General features: G+C 62.7%; 16 protein-coding genes. 6 read left to right on the forward strand and 10 right to left on the reverse strand.

The window, feature by feature from the left end; genetic code table 11:
* Window positions 1–6 precede the first annotated feature (6 nt).
* The 9 genes from truA to VPH40_RS09280 all read right to left on the reverse strand — a co-directional run bounded on the left by truA (window position 7) and on the right by VPH40_RS09280 (window position 11,255).
* Complete coding sequence (gene truA / locus VPH40_RS09240; protein WP_174718108.1) at window positions 7–837, reverse strand: tRNA pseudouridine(38-40) synthase TruA; 831 nt, start codon at window positions 835–837, stop codon at window positions 7–9.
* 46 nt (window positions 838–883) lie between these two features.
* Window positions 884–3,373 carry a FimV/HubP family polar landmark protein gene (locus tag VPH40_RS09245; RefSeq protein ID WP_328573260.1) on the reverse strand — a complete coding sequence of 830 codons (2,490 nt, stop codon included), beginning with the start codon at window positions 3,371–3,373 and terminating at the stop codon, window positions 884–886.
* Window positions 3,374–3,617: 244 nt separating this feature from the next.
* Entirely contained in the window at window positions 3,618–4,745 is a 1,128-nt protein-coding gene (gene asd / locus VPH40_RS09250) for an aspartate-semialdehyde dehydrogenase (protein WP_077407539.1), read from the reverse strand.
* A gap of 45 nt (window positions 4,746–4,790) precedes the next feature.
* Window positions 4,791–5,861 (reverse strand): 3-isopropylmalate dehydrogenase, encoded by a 1,071-nt coding sequence (gene leuB, locus VPH40_RS09255; protein ID WP_328573261.1) that lies wholly within the window; start codon window positions 5,859–5,861, stop codon window positions 4,791–4,793.
* Between the two features lie 11 nt (window positions 5,862–5,872).
* A complete protein-coding gene (gene leuD / locus VPH40_RS09260; RefSeq protein ID WP_077407543.1) occupies window positions 5,873–6,520 on the reverse strand; it encodes a 3-isopropylmalate dehydratase small subunit in 648 nt (215 codons plus the stop codon).
* A 51-nt stretch (window positions 6,521–6,571) separates the two neighbouring features.
* Window positions 6,572–6,694 (reverse strand): lipoprotein, encoded by a 123-nt coding sequence (locus tag VPH40_RS09265; RefSeq protein WP_010400408.1) that lies wholly within the window; start codon window positions 6,692–6,694, stop codon window positions 6,572–6,574.
* A 122-nt stretch (window positions 6,695–6,816) separates the two neighbouring features.
* On the reverse strand, window positions 6,817–8,220 hold the full coding sequence (leuC, locus tag VPH40_RS09270; protein ID WP_251350426.1) for a 3-isopropylmalate dehydratase large subunit: 1,404 nt from the start codon (window positions 8,218–8,220) through the stop codon (window positions 6,817–6,819).
* 279 nt (window positions 8,221–8,499) lie between these two features.
* Window positions 8,500–10,389: a chemotaxis protein CheA gene (locus tag VPH40_RS09275; RefSeq protein ID WP_328573262.1), complete on the reverse strand. Its 1,890-nt coding sequence runs from the start codon at window positions 10,387–10,389 to the stop codon at window positions 8,500–8,502.
* Complete coding sequence (locus tag VPH40_RS09280; RefSeq protein ID WP_289911035.1) at window positions 10,389–11,255, reverse strand: protein phosphatase CheZ; 867 nt, start codon at window positions 11,253–11,255, stop codon at window positions 10,389–10,391. Before VPH40_RS09280 ends, VPH40_RS09275 begins: the two co-directional genes overlap by 1 nt.
* A 466-nt stretch (window positions 11,256–11,721) precedes the next feature.
* Between VPH40_RS09280 and VPH40_RS09285 the strand changes: the two genes are divergently transcribed.
* From VPH40_RS09285 to VPH40_RS09310, 6 genes are all read left to right on the forward strand, one after another.
* Window positions 11,722–12,189 (forward strand): universal stress protein, encoded by a 468-nt coding sequence (locus VPH40_RS09285; RefSeq protein ID WP_099666987.1) that lies wholly within the window; start codon window positions 11,722–11,724, stop codon window positions 12,187–12,189.
* Window positions 12,190–12,343: 154 nt separating this feature from the next.
* Complete coding sequence (locus VPH40_RS09290) at window positions 12,344–12,988, forward strand: response regulator (RefSeq protein WP_034783426.1); 645 nt, start codon at window positions 12,344–12,346, stop codon at window positions 12,986–12,988.
* A gap of 340 nt (window positions 12,989–13,328) precedes the next feature.
* Complete coding sequence (locus VPH40_RS09295) at window positions 13,329–14,135, forward strand: Crp/Fnr family transcriptional regulator (protein WP_328573353.1); 807 nt, start codon at window positions 13,329–13,331, stop codon at window positions 14,133–14,135.
* A gap of 248 nt (window positions 14,136–14,383) precedes the next feature.
* Window positions 14,384–14,581: a hemin uptake protein HemP gene (hemP, locus tag VPH40_RS09300; RefSeq protein WP_034750559.1), complete on the forward strand. Its 198-nt coding sequence runs from the start codon at window positions 14,384–14,386 to the stop codon at window positions 14,579–14,581.
* Between the two features lie 85 nt (window positions 14,582–14,666).
* The gene (locus tag VPH40_RS09305; RefSeq protein ID WP_251350423.1) at window positions 14,667–14,993 is read left to right on the forward strand and encodes a hypothetical protein; all 327 of its coding nucleotides are present in this window, start codon (window positions 14,667–14,669) and stop codon (window positions 14,991–14,993) included.
* 38 nt (window positions 14,994–15,031) lie between these two features.
* A complete protein-coding gene (locus VPH40_RS09310) occupies window positions 15,032–16,258 on the forward strand; it encodes a DUF2325 domain-containing protein (RefSeq protein ID WP_328573263.1) in 1,227 nt (408 codons plus the stop codon).
* Window positions 16,259–16,271: 13 nt separating this feature from the next.
* Here the strand turns inward: VPH40_RS09310 and VPH40_RS09315 are convergent, their stop codons facing one another.
* Complete coding sequence (locus tag VPH40_RS09315) at window positions 16,272–16,823, reverse strand: glutathione peroxidase (protein ID WP_289904062.1); 552 nt, start codon at window positions 16,821–16,823, stop codon at window positions 16,272–16,274.
* Window positions 16,824–16,893: the final 70 nt, after the last annotated feature.

The following is a 16,893-nucleotide window of genomic DNA, read 5'->3' on the forward strand; positions in this document are numbered from 1 at the left end:
TGCAGATCAAAACCAGGGCAATGCGCTGCTGCTGTCTTGCGGCAAGGCCCATTTCGGATCGTAATCGATCTGCGCCAGGTACAAGCCGTCCGGCATGAACGTGGGCGCTGCCGCATGACGATCCTTGCTTTCAAGCAAGTGCCCCAGCCAGTCTGGTTTTTCGCGTCCCGTGCCGATGTAGACGAGCGAACCGACCAGGTTGCGCACCATGTGGTGCAGGAAGGCATTGGCCGTAATCGTAAAAATCACGCAATCGCCGCGCCGCTCGATGCGGATGTCATGCATCAGCTTGACAGGCGACTTGGCCTGGCATTGCGCGGCACGGAAGGCCGTGAAATCGTGCCAGCCCAGCAGCGGTTGCACGGCTTGCCGCATCAGTTCCACGTCCAGCGGACGGAAAAAGAAACCGGCACGGCCTTCCACCAGCGGCGAACGGGTAGCGTTGTTGTACAACACATAATGATAGGTGCGTGCGCGCGCGCTGAAACGGGCGTGGAAGAAGTCATTGACCGTCGGATCGCCTTCGAGTTCCTTGGCCCAGCGCACGGCGATGGATTTCGGCAGGAAGGCGTTGACGCCGCGCACCCACGAGTGCACGTCGCGGTTCAATTCCGTATCGAAATGCACGACTTGCTCGAGCGCATGCACGCCCGTGTCCGTGCGGCCGGCACAGGTGGTGGCCAGGCGCACGCGGGCAAACTGTTCCAGCGCGTTTTCCAGCTGGTCCTGCACCGTCTGCCCGTCTTCCTGCTTCTGGTATCCGTGCCAGGCCGTGCCGTCGTACTGCAGGCCGAGGACGATACGCTTCAATGGCGTTGCTGTCGTAATATTTTGCATCGAAGCATTATACCGGCGCAGCAGCCTGCCGCGCCGGCGGGTATTGCTAACTGAGCAGGGCGCGCATCGTGTTAGCTTTCTTGACCTGCTCTTCGCTGCCACCCTTGATGACTTCATCGATCAGCTCGCGCGCGCCTTCCTTGTCGCCGATTTCCTGGTAAGCGATCGCTAGGTCCAGCTTGGTATCCATTTCCATGTGGATGGCCGACAACGGGTCGTCCACGCCCACGCTGGCCGTCTTGCCATCGTTGAGGTCCAGGTCGATGCCGGACAGGTCGAATTCCTGCGCCGGCGGTATGGCTTCCGGCAAGGTGGCGGGCGTTTGCGCATCGTCAAACAGGCTGTCGATGGAAGGCTCGGCCGCCACCACCGGCGCGGCAGCGGGCGCGACAGGCTCGTCAAGGTCGAAATGGGCCAGGTCGACATCCTTCAACGGATCCGGCAACGGCGTCAAGCCGGCGCCCACGCCGTTCACGGGACCGGCTGGCGGCTCCAGGTCCAGGCCGAAATCCATGCTGGCGTCATAGTGCACATCGTGCGCATCCTGCGCGGCAGAAACAGGCTTGCTGTCCGGCCCCGGCATGACGATCGGGTCGCTGGTGGAAACGGGTTCGAAATCAAGGCTGTCGAGGTCGAAATCGAGCGGATCGCGCGCATCGCGGGCCGCCACGGAGGACACCGGTTCGGCCGGCGCCAGGTCGGCCAGCGGCGCAGGAGTAGACAAATCGTCCGGCAAGTCCATGCTCTGGCCATGCAAGTCGTCGCCGGCAGCCTTGCTCAGGCTGACGACGGCGTCGTCTTCCGTATCGCCATACAGCGGGTTGGCGGGATCGAGCGCCAGACCTAAGGCAGCGGCCTGCGGCCACTCTTCGCCCTGGCCACGCGTCAGGCTGTACAGCTCGCTGGCCTGGTCTTCAAACGCGCGCACGTCGTTGCGGGCCGAATAGATTTCCAGCAACTTCAAGCGGGCTGCATGGCGCTCGGGGTGGATGCGCAAGGCTTCCTTGAGGATATCTTCCGCCTGGCCATCGCGGCCGTAAGCGATATACACGTCCGCTTCGGCGACGGGGTCCGTTTCATTCGCGTCGAGCATGCTGGCGCCCGCTGCGGCGGCCACGCCGGCAGCGGCGGCGCCCGTGCCGAACAGGTGATTGCTCGCTTCGGATTGCTGATCTTCCGGCGCCAGGCCGGCCGGCGGCGCCACTGGCGCTTCCGGCTCGAACACAGGGGCGATATCTTCGGCGGGCGGCGGCGTCTCCTTGCGGCGGCGCGCGATCACCAGCGCGGCCACGGCGGCCAGCAGCGCGGCCAGGCCGATGCCGATGGCGCCCAGGTGGTCGCTGATCTTGTCGGCGAAGGTCGGTTCCAGCGGCGATGGCTTTTTCACCAGCGGCACCGGTTTTGCCTTCGGCACGGGCGGCTGGGCTTCGGCAGGTGCACTGGCGACGGCGCTGGCCGCTGCGCTGGCAGCGGCCTCGGCCGGCTTGGCGGGCGCTGGGGCGCTCTTGTCGGCCATGGCCTTACTCTTGACCGCCATCAACTTTTCCAGGTCGCTGACGTTCTTTTCCAGTTCCTTGACGCGGGCGGCTGCTTCATCGACCTGCTTCGCCTTGGCGATCTTGTCTTCTTCGCTGGCGACGGCGCTCTTGCCGGCCGACTTGGCCGCCGGCTCCGCTTTCGACAGCTTCAGCTTGTCTTGCGACTCGCTCACGGCCGTCGGTTTTTCCTGCACCTTGGTCGGGCCGATCTTGCCGGCCGTGCTTTGCGTCGCTTGCGCGGCCTTGGCCGGCTTGCTTTGCGACACTTGGCCAGCGAGCTTGTTGCGGTAGGCGTCGAAATCGATGGCGTGCGCCGTCACGATGCCCTTCGCTTCAGCCGCGCCGGTGGCGCGCACGGTGTCCGCACCCGGCACGGCCAGGATGCGCCCGGCCTGCATGCGGTTCATGTTCTCGCCCTTGAAGGCGTCGGGATTGGCGCGGTACAGGGCGACGAGCATCATGTCGAGCGACACGCCCGATGGCTTCAGTTCGCTGGCGATGCGGCTCAGGGTGTCGCCCGCCTTGACCTTGTATTCGCCTGCCGCCTTTTTCGCGGCTGGTGGCGCAGCATCGGCAGCGGCAGCAGCCGGCTTGGCCTTGCCAGGCTCGACTGGCGCCGTCACCTGCGCGCCGCGCGTCTGGCGCGCTTCGGGCGTGTCGAGCACGAACGCATATTCGCGCACCTGGCGGCCGCTCTTGCTGCTCAGCTCCAGCAGCAGGTCGACCATGGGTTCGGCCACCGGTTGCGCCGAGCTGATGCGGATGAAGGACTTGCCGTTGCGGTTTTCCACGGCAAACGTCAAGGCGTTCAGGGCGGGATTGAATTCCACGTTGGCCTGGCGATAGGCATCAGGCGGCGCCAGCTTGGCCAGCAGGCTCGAAGCCTCGCCTGGCTTGACGGCCGATAATTCGACCTCGGCGCGCAGCGGCTGGCCGGCGGCGGACAGCACCGTGATCTTGCCCAGCTCGGCTGCGGATACCGCCGGTGACAATAACACCGCACAGGCGACAGCGCCGCTGAGTGTTTTAATGGCAAGGGAGGCGACCCGGGGACGAGTGTGTACAGGCATAGTTGGCGGCATCTTAGTTGACATGGGAAAACTGTTACTTTTCCAGAGGTATCAACATATCATCATGCCCAGAGCTATGCAAGCTCCGCATGGTTGAGCCTTGACGGGCTCAGGACGAAAAAAAAGCCGGGAAAACAGCCCCGGCTTGATCTGGATCAGCAATTAATTGCCGTTATGCGTCCAACAAAATACGCAGCATGCGGCGCAGCGGCTCGGCCGCGCCCCACAGCAATTGGTCGCCCACGGTGAACGCGGACAGGTATTCGCCGCCCATGCTCATCTTGCGCACGCGGCCGACAGGAATCGTCAGGCTGCCCGTGACGGCGGCCGGCGACAGGTCGCGCACGGACGCTTCGCGCGTGTTCGGCACGAATTTCACCCATTGGTTGTTGCTGGCGATGATGTCGTTGATTTCATCGAGCGGCACGTCTTTCTTCAGCTTGATGGTCAAGGCTTGCGAATGGCAGCGCATGGCGCCGATGCGCACGCACAGGCCGTCGACCGGGATTTCCTTCGTGCCAAAGTCCACGCCGCGGCCCAGGATCTTGTTGGTTTCCGCGCCGGCCTTCCACTCTTCCTTCGACTGGCCGTTGCCCAGGTCCTTGTCGATCCACGGGATCAGGTTGCCGGCCAGCGGCGCGCCGAATTGCTTGATTTCATCCGGGGAATAGCCGTGCTGGGTGGCCAGCACCTGGCGGTCGATTTCCAGGATGGCGGAAGCGGGGTTGTCCAGCAGCGCCTTGACGGAACCGTTGATGGTGCCGAATTGCGTCAGCAGTTCGCGCATGTGCTGCGCGCCGCCGCCCGATGCCGCCTGGTACGTCATCGACGTCATCCAGTCGATCAGGTCGTGCTGGAACAGGCCGCCCAGGCCCATCATCATGCACGAGACGGTGCAATTGCCGCCGATGTAGTTCTTGACGCCCTTGCCCAGCGCATCCTTGATGACGTGCAGGTTGACGGGGTCGAGCACGATGACGGCGTCCTTTTCCATGCGCAAGGTCGAGGCCGCATCGATCCAGTAGCCATTCCAGCCCGCTGCGCGCAGCTGCGGGAAGACGGCGCTCGTGTAGTCGCCGCCCTGGCAGGAAATGATGATGTCGCACTTGGACAGTTCGGCGATGTTGTTGGCATCCTTGAGGATGGTTTCATTCTTCGCCATGGCCGGCGCCGCGCCGCCCGTGTTCGAGGTGGTGAAAAACACCGGTTCGATGTGGGCGAAATCGCCCTCTTCCTGCATGCGCTGCATCAGGACCGAACCGACCATACCGCGCCAACCTACCAAGCCAACTAATTTCATTACCATTCCTCAAGATGAGACGGCGACTGCCGTCATTAGACTATTTTATCCCAGTGCTTTTACAACTGCATCACCCATGGCCTCGGTACCGACCAAAGTCGTGCCCGCTTCATGGATGTCGGCCGTGCGCAAGCCCTGCGCCAGCACCTGCTTCACGGCCGTTTCGATGCGGTTTGCCTGCTCTTCACGATTCAGCGAATAACGCAACATCATGGCGGCCGACAAGATCGTCGCCAGCGGATTGGCGATGCCCTTGCCCGCGATATCGGGCGCCGAACCGTGCGATGGCTCGTACAAGCCCTTGTTGTTGGCGTCCAGCGAGGCCGACGGCAGCATGCCGATCGAACCCGTCAGCATGGCGGCCGCGTCCGACAAGATGTCGCCGAACATGTTGCCGGTCACCATGACGTCGAATTTCTTCGGCGCCCGCACCAGCTGCATGGCCGCGTTATCGACATACATATGATCGAGCGCAACATCCGGGTATTCCTTGTGCACGTCGATGACGATGTCTTTCCAGAACTGGAAGGTTTCCAGCACGTTGGCCTTGTCCACGCTGGTGAGGCGCTTGTCGCGCTTTTGCGCTGCCTGGAAAGCCACGTGGGCGATGCGGCGGATTTCGCCTTCCGCATAGCGCATCGTATCAAAACCTTCGCGCTGGCCCTTGAACGGACCGTCCGGGCACTCGCGCACGCCGCGGGGCTGGCCGAAATAAATGTCGCCCGTCAACTCGCGGATGATCAAAATGTCCAGGCCGGACACCACTTCCGGCTTCAGGGTCGAGGCGCCCGCCAGTTCCGGATACAAAATGGCCGGACGCAGGTTGGCGAACAGGCCCAGGTTCTTGCGCAAGCCCAAAATCGCCTGCTCGGGACGGAACTGGCGCTCCAGATTGTCGTACTGGTAGTCGCCCACGGCGCCAAACAGCACGGCATCGGCTGCCTTGGCCAGCGCCAGCGTGCCTTCCGGCAGCGGGTGGCCATGGGCCGCATAGCCGGCGCCGCCCACGGGGGCCGTTTCCAGCTCGAACGATTCGCCCAGCACATTCAAGACCTTGACGGCTTGCGCGACGATTTCAGGACCGATGCCGTCGCCGGGTAAGATTGCAATTTTCATATTTTTATCGATTAGATGACGTTGGCGAGCCAGGGTTGGCTATGCAGGTGGCGCTCTTCGAAGGCGCGGATATCGTCCGCGTGGCGCAGGGTCAGGCCGATATCGTCGAGGCCATTCATCAGGCAATATTTGCGGAAGGCATCGATCTCGAACGGATACGACACGGAACCATTGCTGGTGCGCACGCATTGCTGCTCCAGGTCCACCACCAGCTTGAAGCCGGGGAAGGCCTTGACTTCATTGAACAGGTGCTCGACCTGGCTTTCCGACAGCACGATGGGCAGCAAGCCGTTCTTGTAGCAATTATTGAAGAAGATGTCGGCGAACGAGGGCGCGATGATGGCGCGGAAGCCATATTGATCGAGCGCCCACGGCGCGTGTTCGCGCGAGGAACCGCAGCCGAAATTCTTGCGCGTGAGCAAGATCGAGGCGCCCTGGTAGCGCGGCTCGTTGAGCACGAACTCCGGGTTCAGCGGGCGGCGGCTGTTGTCCTGGCCCGGTTCGCCATGGTCGAGGTAGCGCCATTCGTCGAACAGGTTGGGGCCGAAACCGCTGCGGTGGATCGATTTCAGGAATTGCTTCGGGATAATCGCGTCGGTGTCGACGTTGGCGCGGTCCAGCGGGGCGACCAGGCCTTCGTAAATCGTAAATTTATCCATGCTGTTTCTACTCGGTAAGACGCGCGGCGCAGGGCGCCGGCACGTCGCGGTTTATTTTCCGCCGGCGCCAGTGACAACCTGGCCGACTTTCTGCACATCGCGGCCGATGCCGGAGACGGTGTTGCAGCCAGACAAGATGACGGTGGCGATGAGGAGGGCGAAGAGTTTTTTCATGATGATCTCGTTTGTTTCAGGGAAATGAATGGCGCTAGTGTAAACCAGCAGCTGAAAGCTGGGGTCAGACCCGGCGGGTCTGACCCCGGAATTTGGCTGCGTTACCACGCAGTTCCCTTAATTCATCGCAAGCCCCGCACGTCGACAAAGTGGCCGGCGATACCTGCCGCGGCCGCCATCGCGGGCGACACCAGGTGGGTACGCCCGCCCTGCCCTTGCCGGCCTTCGAAGTTGCGGTTCGACGTGGACGCGCAGCGCTCGCCCGGCTCCAGACGGTCCGCATTCATGGCCAGGCACATGGAACAGCCCGGCTCGCGCCATTCGAAACCGGCATCCTTGAAGATACGGTCGAGTCCCTCGCGTTCCGCCTGATCCTTGACCAGGCCGGAACCGGGCACCACCAGCGCCAGGGTGACGTTCGAGGCGCGGTACTTGCCGCGCACCACGGCCGCTGCCGCGCGCAAATCCTCGATGCGCGAATTGGTGCAGGAACCGATGAAGACCTTGTCGATGCGGATGTCTTCGATGGCCGTGTTCGGCTTGAGGTTCATGTAGACGAGCGCCTTTTCCATCGCATCGCGCTTGACGCTGTCTTTTTCCAGGTCGGGGTCCGGTACGCGGCCATCGACGCCGATCACCATCTCGGGCGACGTGCCCCAGGTCACTTGCGGCACGATGTCTTGCGCGTTCAGGGTGACGACGAGGTCGAAGCGGGCGCCCGGGTCCGAATGCAGGGTGCGCCAATAGGCCACGGCACGTTCCCAGTGCGGACCGGCCGGCGAAAACGGGCGGCCCTTGACGTAATTGATGGTGGTGTCGTCCACGCCGATGATGCCGGCGCGCGCGCCTGCCTCGATGGCCATGTTGCACACCGTCATGCGGCCTTCCATCGACAGAGCGCGGATGGCCGAGCCGCCGAACTCGATACAGTAGCCCGTGCCGCCGGCCGTGCCGATCTTGCCGATGATGGCCAGCACGATATCTTTCGCCGTCACGCCGGCAGGCAAGGCGCCGTCGACCTGCACCAGCATGGATTTGGATTTCTTTTGCAGCAAGGTTTGCGTGGCCAGCACATGTTCCACTTCGGACGTGCCGATGCCGTGCGCCAGCGCGCCGAACGCGCCGTGCGTGGACGTGTGCGAATCGCCGCAGACGACCGTCATGCCGGGCAGGGTCGCGCCCTGCTCGGGGCCGATCACATGCACGATACCCTGGCGCTTGTCGTTCATGTTGAAGTAGGTCAAGCCATAGTGCCGGGCGTTCTTGTCCAGGGTTTCCACCTGCAGGCGCGAGACCGGGTCGGCAATGCCGTCGACCCGGCTGGTGGTGGGCACGTTATGGTCGGCCACGGCCAGGTTGGCGGAAATGCGCCACGGCTGGCGGCCCGCCACGCTGAGGCCATCGAAGGCTTGCGGGCTGGTGACTTCGTGCAGCAGGTGCCGGTCGATGTACAGAATTGTCGTGCCATCATCTTCGGCCCGAACAACGTGGGATTCCCAAAGTTTGTCGTAAAGCGTCTTCATCATGATTTATGCAGCGTTGCCACAGCCTGTGTTTAAGTGATCTGTCTACTGATCGGAGGGATCGGCAATGATTATGCCATATATTGTGCAATGCAGAACCAAAAGCCACCCCAGCGTGGGATGGGCGATACAAAATTTGGCGCGCTTTGCGGATATGACGAAAAAATTGCTGATACGAAAATCCGCCAAAATGCCGGCGGGGCGAATAAAAATCGAAAAAAGCCGAAAAAAAAGCCCGCTGCAGAGGTCTGCAGCGGGCTGGATGTGAACTGGCCTGTGTTGTTAGGCAGCCATGCGCACACTTCCCCTGCAACCATCCATCAGGAAAGATAGGCCCACGACTAGCACCAGCTCGCCCTCGGCCGAGCGGGCAGTACCGGTAATGCCTTCCACGGTGATGGCCGTCATCGGCTTGATCACCAGGTCGGCCGTGCCATCGACGGCTTCCACGGCGAGAATGTACGGCTGTGGCGCAGCGACAACAATGCCGACGCGCTCGCTGCACGACTCGTAGCCCAGCGAACCGGCCAGCGACCGCACGGGCAATGGACGGCCCTGGTCTTTCAGCACGGGCGCGCCGCCCACTTCCATGAAGGTTTCCGGCAATTCGACGACGCGCTGCACCACGGCCATCGGCAGCGCCAGCGCGGCGCCCGAGGTCGACACGAGCATGGTCGGCACGATCGACAGTTCGATCGGCAGGCGGATGGCAAATTTGGTGCCCTTGCCCAGCGCCGACTCGATGTGGATGGCGCCGCGGTTTTTCTCCACGGCCGTTTTCACCACGTCCATGCCCACGCCGCGTCCGGAAACGCTGGAGGCGACTTCCTTGGTCGAAAAGCCCGGCAGGAACACCAGCTGGAAGCATTCGTCGTTGCTCAACTGCGCGTTTTCGCTGATCAAGCCCTTTTGCTGGGCCTTGCTGCGCAGGAAGGCCGGGTCCATGCCCTTGCCGTCATCCTGCAGCACGATCATGACACTGTTGGCTTCCTGCCATGCCTTCAGTGAAATATACGATTTGGCGGGCTTGCCGGCAGCCAGGCGCGCTTCCGGTGATTCGACGCCATGGTCGAGCGAGTTGCGCAGCATGTGCACGAGCGGATCGTACAGGCTGTCGACCACCACGCGGTCGACTTCCGTCTCCGCGCCTTCGATGGTCAGTTCGACATCCTTGCCCAGATCCTTGGCCAGTTCGCGCACCAGGCGCGGGAATTTCTGGAACAGGCGGCCGACGGGCTGCATGCGCGTGGCCAGGGTGGCCCGCTGCAGTTCCGTCGAGTAACGCGAAGCGCGTTCCAGGGTTTCCGCCAGGGTCGCCATCAAGGTGGCGGCCTGGCCTTCGAATTTGAATTGCAGCAAGCGCTCAAGCAGCACGGCAGCCTGGTTGGCGGCCTGCACGGATTCGCCGGCCACTTCCAGCAAGGCGTCGAGCTTGACGGCGTCGACGCGGATGCTGTCTTCCTTGACGGGCGCGGCATGGCGCACTTCCGGGCGCTCTTCGCGGCGTTCGGCGCCATCCCAGGCCTTGGCGGCCGGTTTGGCGGCGGCAGCAGCGGCAGGCGCGGCGGCCACGACGGCAGGCGCAGCGGCGACGGCAGACACCGGTGCGGCAGCCACGCGGCTGGCCTCGGGCACGACGGCGTTATACATGCCTTCCCAGTCCAGGCCATCGGCGCTGGCAGTGGCCACGACAGCGGCAGGCGCGGCTGCAAGCACTTCAGCGACCTCGGCAACAGGCGCGGCCGCTTCGGCCGCCACGGCGGCGGCAGGCGCAGGCGTGTCCATGCCCTTGCCTTCGATGGCGTTCGTCAGGATGTGTTCCAGCTCTTCCGGCATGGCCGGCAAGCTTTCCGGCGCGGCGCCGTTCGCCAGCTCCGTCAGCTGGTCGGCCACGAAACCGGACGCTTGCAGCGCCGCCTCGATGGCGATCGGCGTCACGGGCGCGGCGCCCGTGCGCAAGGCGTCGAACAGATTTTCCGTCAGGTGGCAGGCCGCCACCAGCGCAGGCAGGCCCATGAAACCGGCGCCACCCTTGATGGTGTGGAAGGAACGAAACACGGCATTCAGTGTTTCCTTGTTGTCAGGATCACGCTCGAGGCGCAATAAGTGCTCTTCAACATTAACCGCAAGATCCATCGCCTCAACGACGAAATCCTTGAGCATATCGTCCATTAGAATCCCAAATCCGCAAGAAGGTCGTCTACATTATCCTGGTCCAGCGCCACCGACGGCACGGACGGGCCCTGCATCAGCGGCACCGGCTTTTGCGCCAGTTTTTCGCGCACCTCGGCCGGCGCGTTGTCGCGCAGCAGCTGAGCCAGCTCGTTTTCCACCGTCTTGGTGATGTTGACCACTTTTTTGATCAACTGGCCCGTGATGTCCTGGAAGTCCTGGGCCATCATGATTTCCAGCAAGCGGGCTTTTTCCGCTTCCGTCGCTTCGGCAACGGCTTGCGCGAACTGGCGCGAATCGCCGGCCAGGGCCTTGAATTCTTCCAGGCTCAGCTTGCCGTCGAACAGCGCCGTCCAGCGGCCGTCCATGTCCTTGGCTTTCTTCGACAGCACGTCCTGCGCCGGCATACCTTCGTCGAGCGTGTTCAAGACCTTGTTGGCGGCCTGTTCCGTCAGGGTGGCGACATATTCCAGGCGGTCCTGGGCGTCGACGATCTGCGACGACGCTTCCGTCAACGCCTTGTCGTAGCCCAGTTCGCGCAGCGAATCGTGCAGCAGGCGCACGATGCCGCCCAGGCGCTCGAACATCGGCTTGTCGGACTGGTCGACCGGGTCGGCCGCTTCGCCAGGCGCGTCGGCGCCGGCCACGGGGGCCGCTTCCGCTGCGGCTGGCGCGGCAGCCACCGGCGCCGCTGCGGCTGCCGGTACGGCGACGCTGGCCGACACGGAGTCGAACAGCGCGTCGAAATCGTCATCTGCGATCACGGCGGGAGCCGGCGCGGCGGCAGGCGCCGGCGTGGCTGCGGCCGCGCTTTGCGCGGATACTTCATCGAATAATGCATCGAAATCATCAGCGGCGTTGGTCATATCCCTGCTTCTCCATAATTTGTCAAAATTCCGCCTGAACTGTGCGTTTTACAGACTGATACCCACAATTTCTCGATTAAGATGATTTGAGGCAATACCGCTGCGATGGTGCGAGTGTAGCAGGGCGCCGCCCTGTTGGTAAATCTCAAAACGCGCTTCCTGGTGCAAAGCGGGTCCGCAAGAGCTTTTCCGCCAGGAAATAAGTGTTCCTGCTGTTGTATTTTGAAATACTACCATTGGCGTGCGTGCAAGACCACGCGCGACACAAGAAATCCTGCTCTCAAGCGCCTGCGCAACGGCGCCAGACGGACCCTGCCGCAGCTAAACACGATCTTTCTGCCAATGTTGTCTATACTGAAGGTGCAGTAGTATTGATAATTATCAAGTCTTTACATGAATACAATGCTGCCGCCACGTCTACAATAAGAGGCGTTGCGCGCGCTGAGTCACTGCCAAAGGACCTGCCATGTATAAGAAAATTCTGATCGCCACGGACGGCTCAACCGTCTCCAACTTGACGGCCTGTGCCGGCGTTGCCTTTGCCGAACAAATGCACGCCGACATCCTTGCCGTGTATGTGGCGCCCGAGTACCAGTACCCGGTGTACATAGAAATCATTCCGCCGAGCTATCCCAGCGAAGAGGAATACCGCGTCGCCATGCGCAAGGCGGGCGCCGACCACTGGCAACCCGTGCTCGACGCGGCTGCCAAGCGGGGCTTGCAAGCGACGGGATTGACGGCCTTTTCCGACAGCCCCGCCCTGAAAATCGTGGAAGTGGCGCAATTGCAGCAATGCGACCTGATTTTCATGGGTTCGCATGGCCGCAGCGGCTGGGGTCAGTTGCTGCTGGGCAGCGTGACCAACAAGGTGCTGTCGCACTCGAAATTGCCCGTGTTGGTGCACAGGCTGATCAAGGAACCCCCGACAAAATAAGGGGTCACATGGCCACGGGGGCCGTCGCACCGGCACAGCTCAAGAAAAGGCACAGTGCGGCCGCTTCGGTTAAAATGACAACGTTTCTCGTTTCTCAACATTTGATTGTCCGGTGACGGACAGAGCAGATTACACGCCACCAGATTGCCCGCCTATGATACGTATTGTGATTGCCGACGACCACACCATCATGCGTGAAGGATTGAAGCGCATCCTTGACGGCGCGCCGGATATCGACATCGTGGGTGAAGCCATCGACGGTTTTGAAGTACTCAACCATGTGCGCCAGGGCGGCTTCGACCTGTTGCTGCTCGACCTGTCGATGCCGGGCCGCAGCGGCGTCGACCTGATCCGGCAAATCCGCAGCGAGGCGCCCAAGCTGTCCATCCTGATCCTCACCATGCACGAGGAAGAGCAGTATGCGGTGCGCGCCATCCGCGCCGGCGCGCAAGGCTATCTGACCAAGGAAAGCGCGGGCACCCAGCTCGTGGGCGCCATCCACAAGGTGGCGTCGGGACGTCCCTATATCAGCGCCGAGGTGGCGGAGCAGCTCGTGCTCAACATCATGATGCCGAATGAAAGCTTGCTGCATAAACAGTTGTCGGACCGCGAATTCGAAGTCTTTTCCCTGCTGGTGGCAGGCAAGTCGATCACGGAAATTGCCAACAACCTGCATCTGAGCGTCAAGACGGTGAGTACGCACAAGACACGCATCATGCAAAAGATGGGCATGAGTTCGCTGTCTGAAATGGTCCAGTATGCCGTGGCGCACCGCCTGCTCTCCCCCTTCAAGACCTGAATACGGCGGCGCGCGCCCGCGCGTCGACTGTAGGAACAATCCTACTTCATCTACCACAGCTCCTACTGCCATATTCAGCCACTGCTGATATTAATTGCATACGCTTGTTGGCATACTGAAACCAGTAATCAAGTTGCTGGAAAGTTATTTCATCACACAGCAAGTCTTCAGCGAATTGAGCATTACCTGCCCGAACGCGCGCCGCCGGCCCACGCCTGCCCGCCGTCCCGTGCGCCCCGTCATTCAACTCTGAACTACCTGTCACCAGGAGATGAACATGCTGTCCACGCAAATGCCCGACACCCGCGCCGCCTCACCATCGCTGGCCCCCTCCGCTCCGATGGAAGCGGGACGCCAGCGCCAGGGCCGGCTCTGGTCGAACCTGAAGGAGGTGTGCGACCTGCTGCATATCTCCAGCGCCTGCACCATCGCCGCCGACGAACTGCTGTTCCAGCACGTGCAATTCAAGACGGGCCAGCGCGTGCACACGATCGGCCAGCCGTTCGACACCCTGTACATCGTCAATTCGGGCTTCCTGAAAACCGTGCTCATCGATGAGTTCGGCAATGAGCAGGTGCTCAGCTTTCCCATGAAGGGCGACATGCTGGGCGTCGACGGCATCCACTCGCGCCACTATTCCTCGGAAGCGGTGGCCCTGTCCGACTGCGACCTGATCCTGCTGCCGTTCAAGAAACTCACGGCGCTGGGCCGTGTCCACCTGGAACTGGAAAATGTCATGTACGGCGTGATGAGCCGCGAACTGGTGCGCGAGCAAGCCATGATCGGCATGCTGGGCGCCCTCAGCGCCGAAGCCCGCGTGGCGCGCTTCCTCGTCTCGCTGGCCGACCGCTTTGCGCAGATGGGCTACTCGAGCAAGCTGTTCAACCTGCGCATGACGCGCCATGAAATCGGCAGCTACCTGGGCCTGACCCTGGAAACGGTCAGCCGCACCTTGTCCGCCTTCAATGAAATCGGCCTGATCACGGTTGACCAGCGCACCATCGGCATCAAGGATCCGGACGCCCTGAAAACCCTGCGCCGCCTGCCGCCGTCGCGTTCGCGCGCCAAGCAGCTGGCCGCCGCCAAGCTCAAGGCCGATACCAGCGCGGCCGCCAGCGCCTCGGCGCAATTGCTGGCCACCATCTAGCTTCATCCCGATTTCCTCAAGCTTGGCACAGGCTTGACCCGGCCAAGGCGCACTGCCTTGCCGGGTCTTTTTTGCTGCCGCCCACTTCCGCGCCGCGCCAGCGGCCGCCTTTGCGCAGCACTCGTTCCCACGCTGCCGTCCCACCGTAAAAAAGCGCGGATTCCGCACAAATAAGCCTTGCTTTTCGGGCCACATTCAACAATAATGCAAATACGAATCATTCTCAACTGAGACAAAGAAAGCCCAACATGCAAAGCTCAAAACCAGCCTTGATCCAGGATGCCGCTACCGCCCACGTCCGTCCTCCCGTCAGCATGGCCCAGCCGGCGCGCCGCATCACCAGCGAAGCGCTGCTGCAGCAGGGCCGCGAAGTGGAGATTGAGCACAGCGGCAAGATCTATCGCCTGCGCGTCACCCAATTGAACAAGCTGATCCTGACTGCCTGAAGCAGCACGGCAGCCAGTCACCACACTCGCCAGCCAGTCGCGCCCCGTGCGCGCAGCCAGCCAAACCACCGCACAGGAGTGTTTGATGGCGAACGACCGACCTTCCCCGATGTTTCCTCCTCCGCAAGGCCAACAGCCTGAACTGCTGCTGTCGGCCGTGCTGCACCTGATGTCGCACTACCATGCGGGCAGTCCCTGCGAGAAACTGGCGGGTGTCATCGAACGCCATCTGCAAGTGCTGTCGAACTCGCCCGGCCTGGGCCCCGTGCTGCAAGCGACCTGCCAGCAACTGTCGCAGCAATGGGCTGCCCTCGTGGCGCTGCACCGGCCCGCACCGCCCAGGACCAGCTGGCTTGAGCGCCTGGCGCGCATGCTGAGCGCCAAGCGCCCCGCCTCGCCCCTGCCGCAATAATTTCTTTTCCATCCCCCATCGCCCAACAGGATATCGCCATGTGTGACAAAGACCAGTCCCTGCCCGTCATCAGCAATTGTTCCAGCGGCGGGGCCGAACCGGCCGCGCTCGCTTCACGCCGCCGCCGGCTGTGGGAACTGTCGCATACCTGTCATTGCCCGCTGGTCGGCGTGGGCTTGCCCCTGGGATACCTGCGCAAGCTGGTGGGCAAGATGACGGGCGGGCGCGTGCTGGCCGACGATTACGAAGTGCACGTGGGTGCCGTGACGGAGTGCGGCGCGCGCAACCGCCTGTCCGAAGCGCTGCAAAAGGAACTCGAACGCCGCTACGCCCCCGTGATCCTGCGCTTTCGCGGCGCCAAGACGACGGAGCAAGTGGCCGAGCTGTGGCGCACGGCCGTCGCCAACGGCGACGTGTCGGGCGCTTTCTGGGCCGGCCTGACGCACCCGCGCTGCGACGCCGAGCTGGAAGAGCAGATGTGCAGAGACTTGCACATGATCCAGCACCAGGCCGGCGCCTGCGTGCGCGCCGACATGGGCAAGTTTACGGCCTTGCAGGAAGAAAATGCGCGCCTGACGCACGAACTGGCCAAGCTGCAACAGCGCAGCCAGGCCGCACTGATGGAAAAAACGGGCGAACTGGAACGCCAGGAAGCCGTGCTGCTGCGCACGCGTGCCGAGGCGATCGGCAAGGATAGCGTGATCGACGGCTTGCGCGCGGAACTGGCGCAATTGCAGGCGGCCATCCCGGCGCTGGAATCGCGCACGCGCCTGGTCGAGCGCCTGGCGCAAATGGATGAGCGCGAAAAGGAATTGCGCCAGCAAATCGCGGATTTGAAGCAAGCCCAGCCACGTCCGGCCGCGGCCGTGCCGCCACCGGCGCCGAAGCTGGAAGTGCCGACGGGCGGCAAGCTGAAAATGCCGATCCGCCTCGTCGATCAAAGCGTGCTGTGCGTGGGCGGGCGCAGCGGCAATGTCGCCACCTACCGCGCCCTGATCGAGCGGGTCGGCGCGCAATTCGCCCACCACGACGGCGGCCTGGAAGACAATGCCAACCTGCTCGATTCGAGCCTGGCGGCGGCCGACCTGGTGATTTGCCAGACGGGCTGCATCAGCCACAGCGCCTACTGGCGCGTGAAGGATTATTGCAAGCGCACGGGCAAGCGCTGCGTCTTCATCGACAACCCCAGCATCTCCAGCCTGGCACGGGGCTTGCAGGAAGTCAGTGGCGAGATGGAGCCGGCCGCGCTGGACGCCGCCGACTGAGCCAGGCCTAAACCTAGGCCTGCAACTCGCGCGCGATCGCCTCGCGCAAGAGCGCATCATCGACCGTGGTGTCGGGCGCAAAACGCCCCACCACCTTGCCGTCCTTGCTGATCAAGAACTTCTCGAAATTCCACAGCACGTCGCCGGGCTGCTCCTGCGTGATGCCGTAGCCGGCCAGCTTGGCGCGGAAATCGCTGCCCGGCTTTTCCTGCGCCCGCGGCTGCTCTTGCACCAGGCGCTGGTACAGCGGATGCTGGCCCGGCCCCTTGACGACGATCTTTTCAAACATGGGAAATTGCACGCCGAAGGTGCCGCGGCAGAAATCGGCGATCTCGGCATTGCTGCCCGGCTCCTGCGCGCCGAATTCATTCGCGGGAAAACCGGCCACCACCAGGCCTTCGGCCTGCTTGTCGGCGTAGAGCTTTTCCAGTCCTTCGTACTGCGGCGTCAAGCCGCAGGCGGAGGCGACATTGACCACCAGCACGACCTTGCCGCGATAGGCATCCAGGCTGGTGGGTTCGCCATTGATGCGGCGCAAGGGAATGTCGTAAATACTGTCGCTCATGATGTATCTCCTCGGCGGATAAAACAATCATGATAGCCGTGTGTGCGCGAACGCGCTGGCGGCGTCAACA

The sequence above is a fragment of the Janthinobacterium sp. P210005 genome (genome assembly GCF_036231865.1).
GTDB lineage: Bacteria > Pseudomonadota > Gammaproteobacteria > Burkholderiales > Burkholderiaceae_D > Janthinobacterium > Janthinobacterium kumbetense.

Coding starts and splice junctions, on each gene's coding strand:
- truA (WP_174718108.1), bottom strand. CDS start 837: ATGCAAAATATTACGACAGCAACGCCATTGAAGCGTATCGTCCTCGGC.
- asd (WP_077407539.1), bottom strand. CDS start 4,745: ATGAAATTAGTTGGCTTGGTAGGTTGGCGCGGTATGGTCGGTTCGGTC.
- leuB (WP_328573261.1), bottom strand. CDS start 5,861: ATGAAAATTGCAATCTTACCCGGCGACGGCATCGGTCCTGAAATCGTC.
- leuD (WP_077407543.1), bottom strand. CDS start 6,520: ATGGATAAATTTACGATTTACGAAGGCCTGGTCGCCCCGCTGGACCGC.
- VPH40_RS09265 (WP_010400408.1), bottom strand. CDS start 6,694: ATGAAAAAACTCTTCGCCCTCCTCATCGCCACCGTCATCTTGTCTGGC.
- leuC (WP_251350426.1), bottom strand. CDS start 8,220: ATGATGAAGACGCTTTACGACAAACTTTGGGAATCCCACGTTGTTCGG.
- VPH40_RS09275 (WP_328573262.1), bottom strand. CDS start 10,389: ATGGACGATATGCTCAAGGATTTCGTCGTTGAGGCGATGGATCTTGCG.
- VPH40_RS09280 (WP_289911035.1), bottom strand. CDS start 11,255: ATGACCAACGCCGCTGATGATTTCGATGCATTATTCGATGAAGTATCC.
- VPH40_RS09285 (WP_099666987.1), top strand. CDS start 11,722: ATGTATAAGAAAATTCTGATCGCCACGGACGGCTCAACCGTCTCCAAC.
- VPH40_RS09290 (WP_034783426.1), top strand. CDS start 12,344: ATGATACGTATTGTGATTGCCGACGACCACACCATCATGCGTGAAGGA.
- VPH40_RS09295 (WP_328573353.1), top strand. CDS start 13,329: ATGGAAGCGGGACGCCAGCGCCAGGGCCGGCTCTGGTCGAACCTGAAG.
- hemP (WP_034750559.1), top strand. CDS start 14,384: ATGCAAAGCTCAAAACCAGCCTTGATCCAGGATGCCGCTACCGCCCAC.
- VPH40_RS09305 (WP_251350423.1), top strand. CDS start 14,667: ATGGCGAACGACCGACCTTCCCCGATGTTTCCTCCTCCGCAAGGCCAA.
- VPH40_RS09310 (WP_328573263.1), top strand. CDS start 15,032: ATGTGTGACAAAGACCAGTCCCTGCCCGTCATCAGCAATTGTTCCAGC.
- VPH40_RS09315 (WP_289904062.1), bottom strand. CDS start 16,823: ATGAGCGACAGTATTTACGACATTCCCTTGCGCCGCATCAATGGCGAA.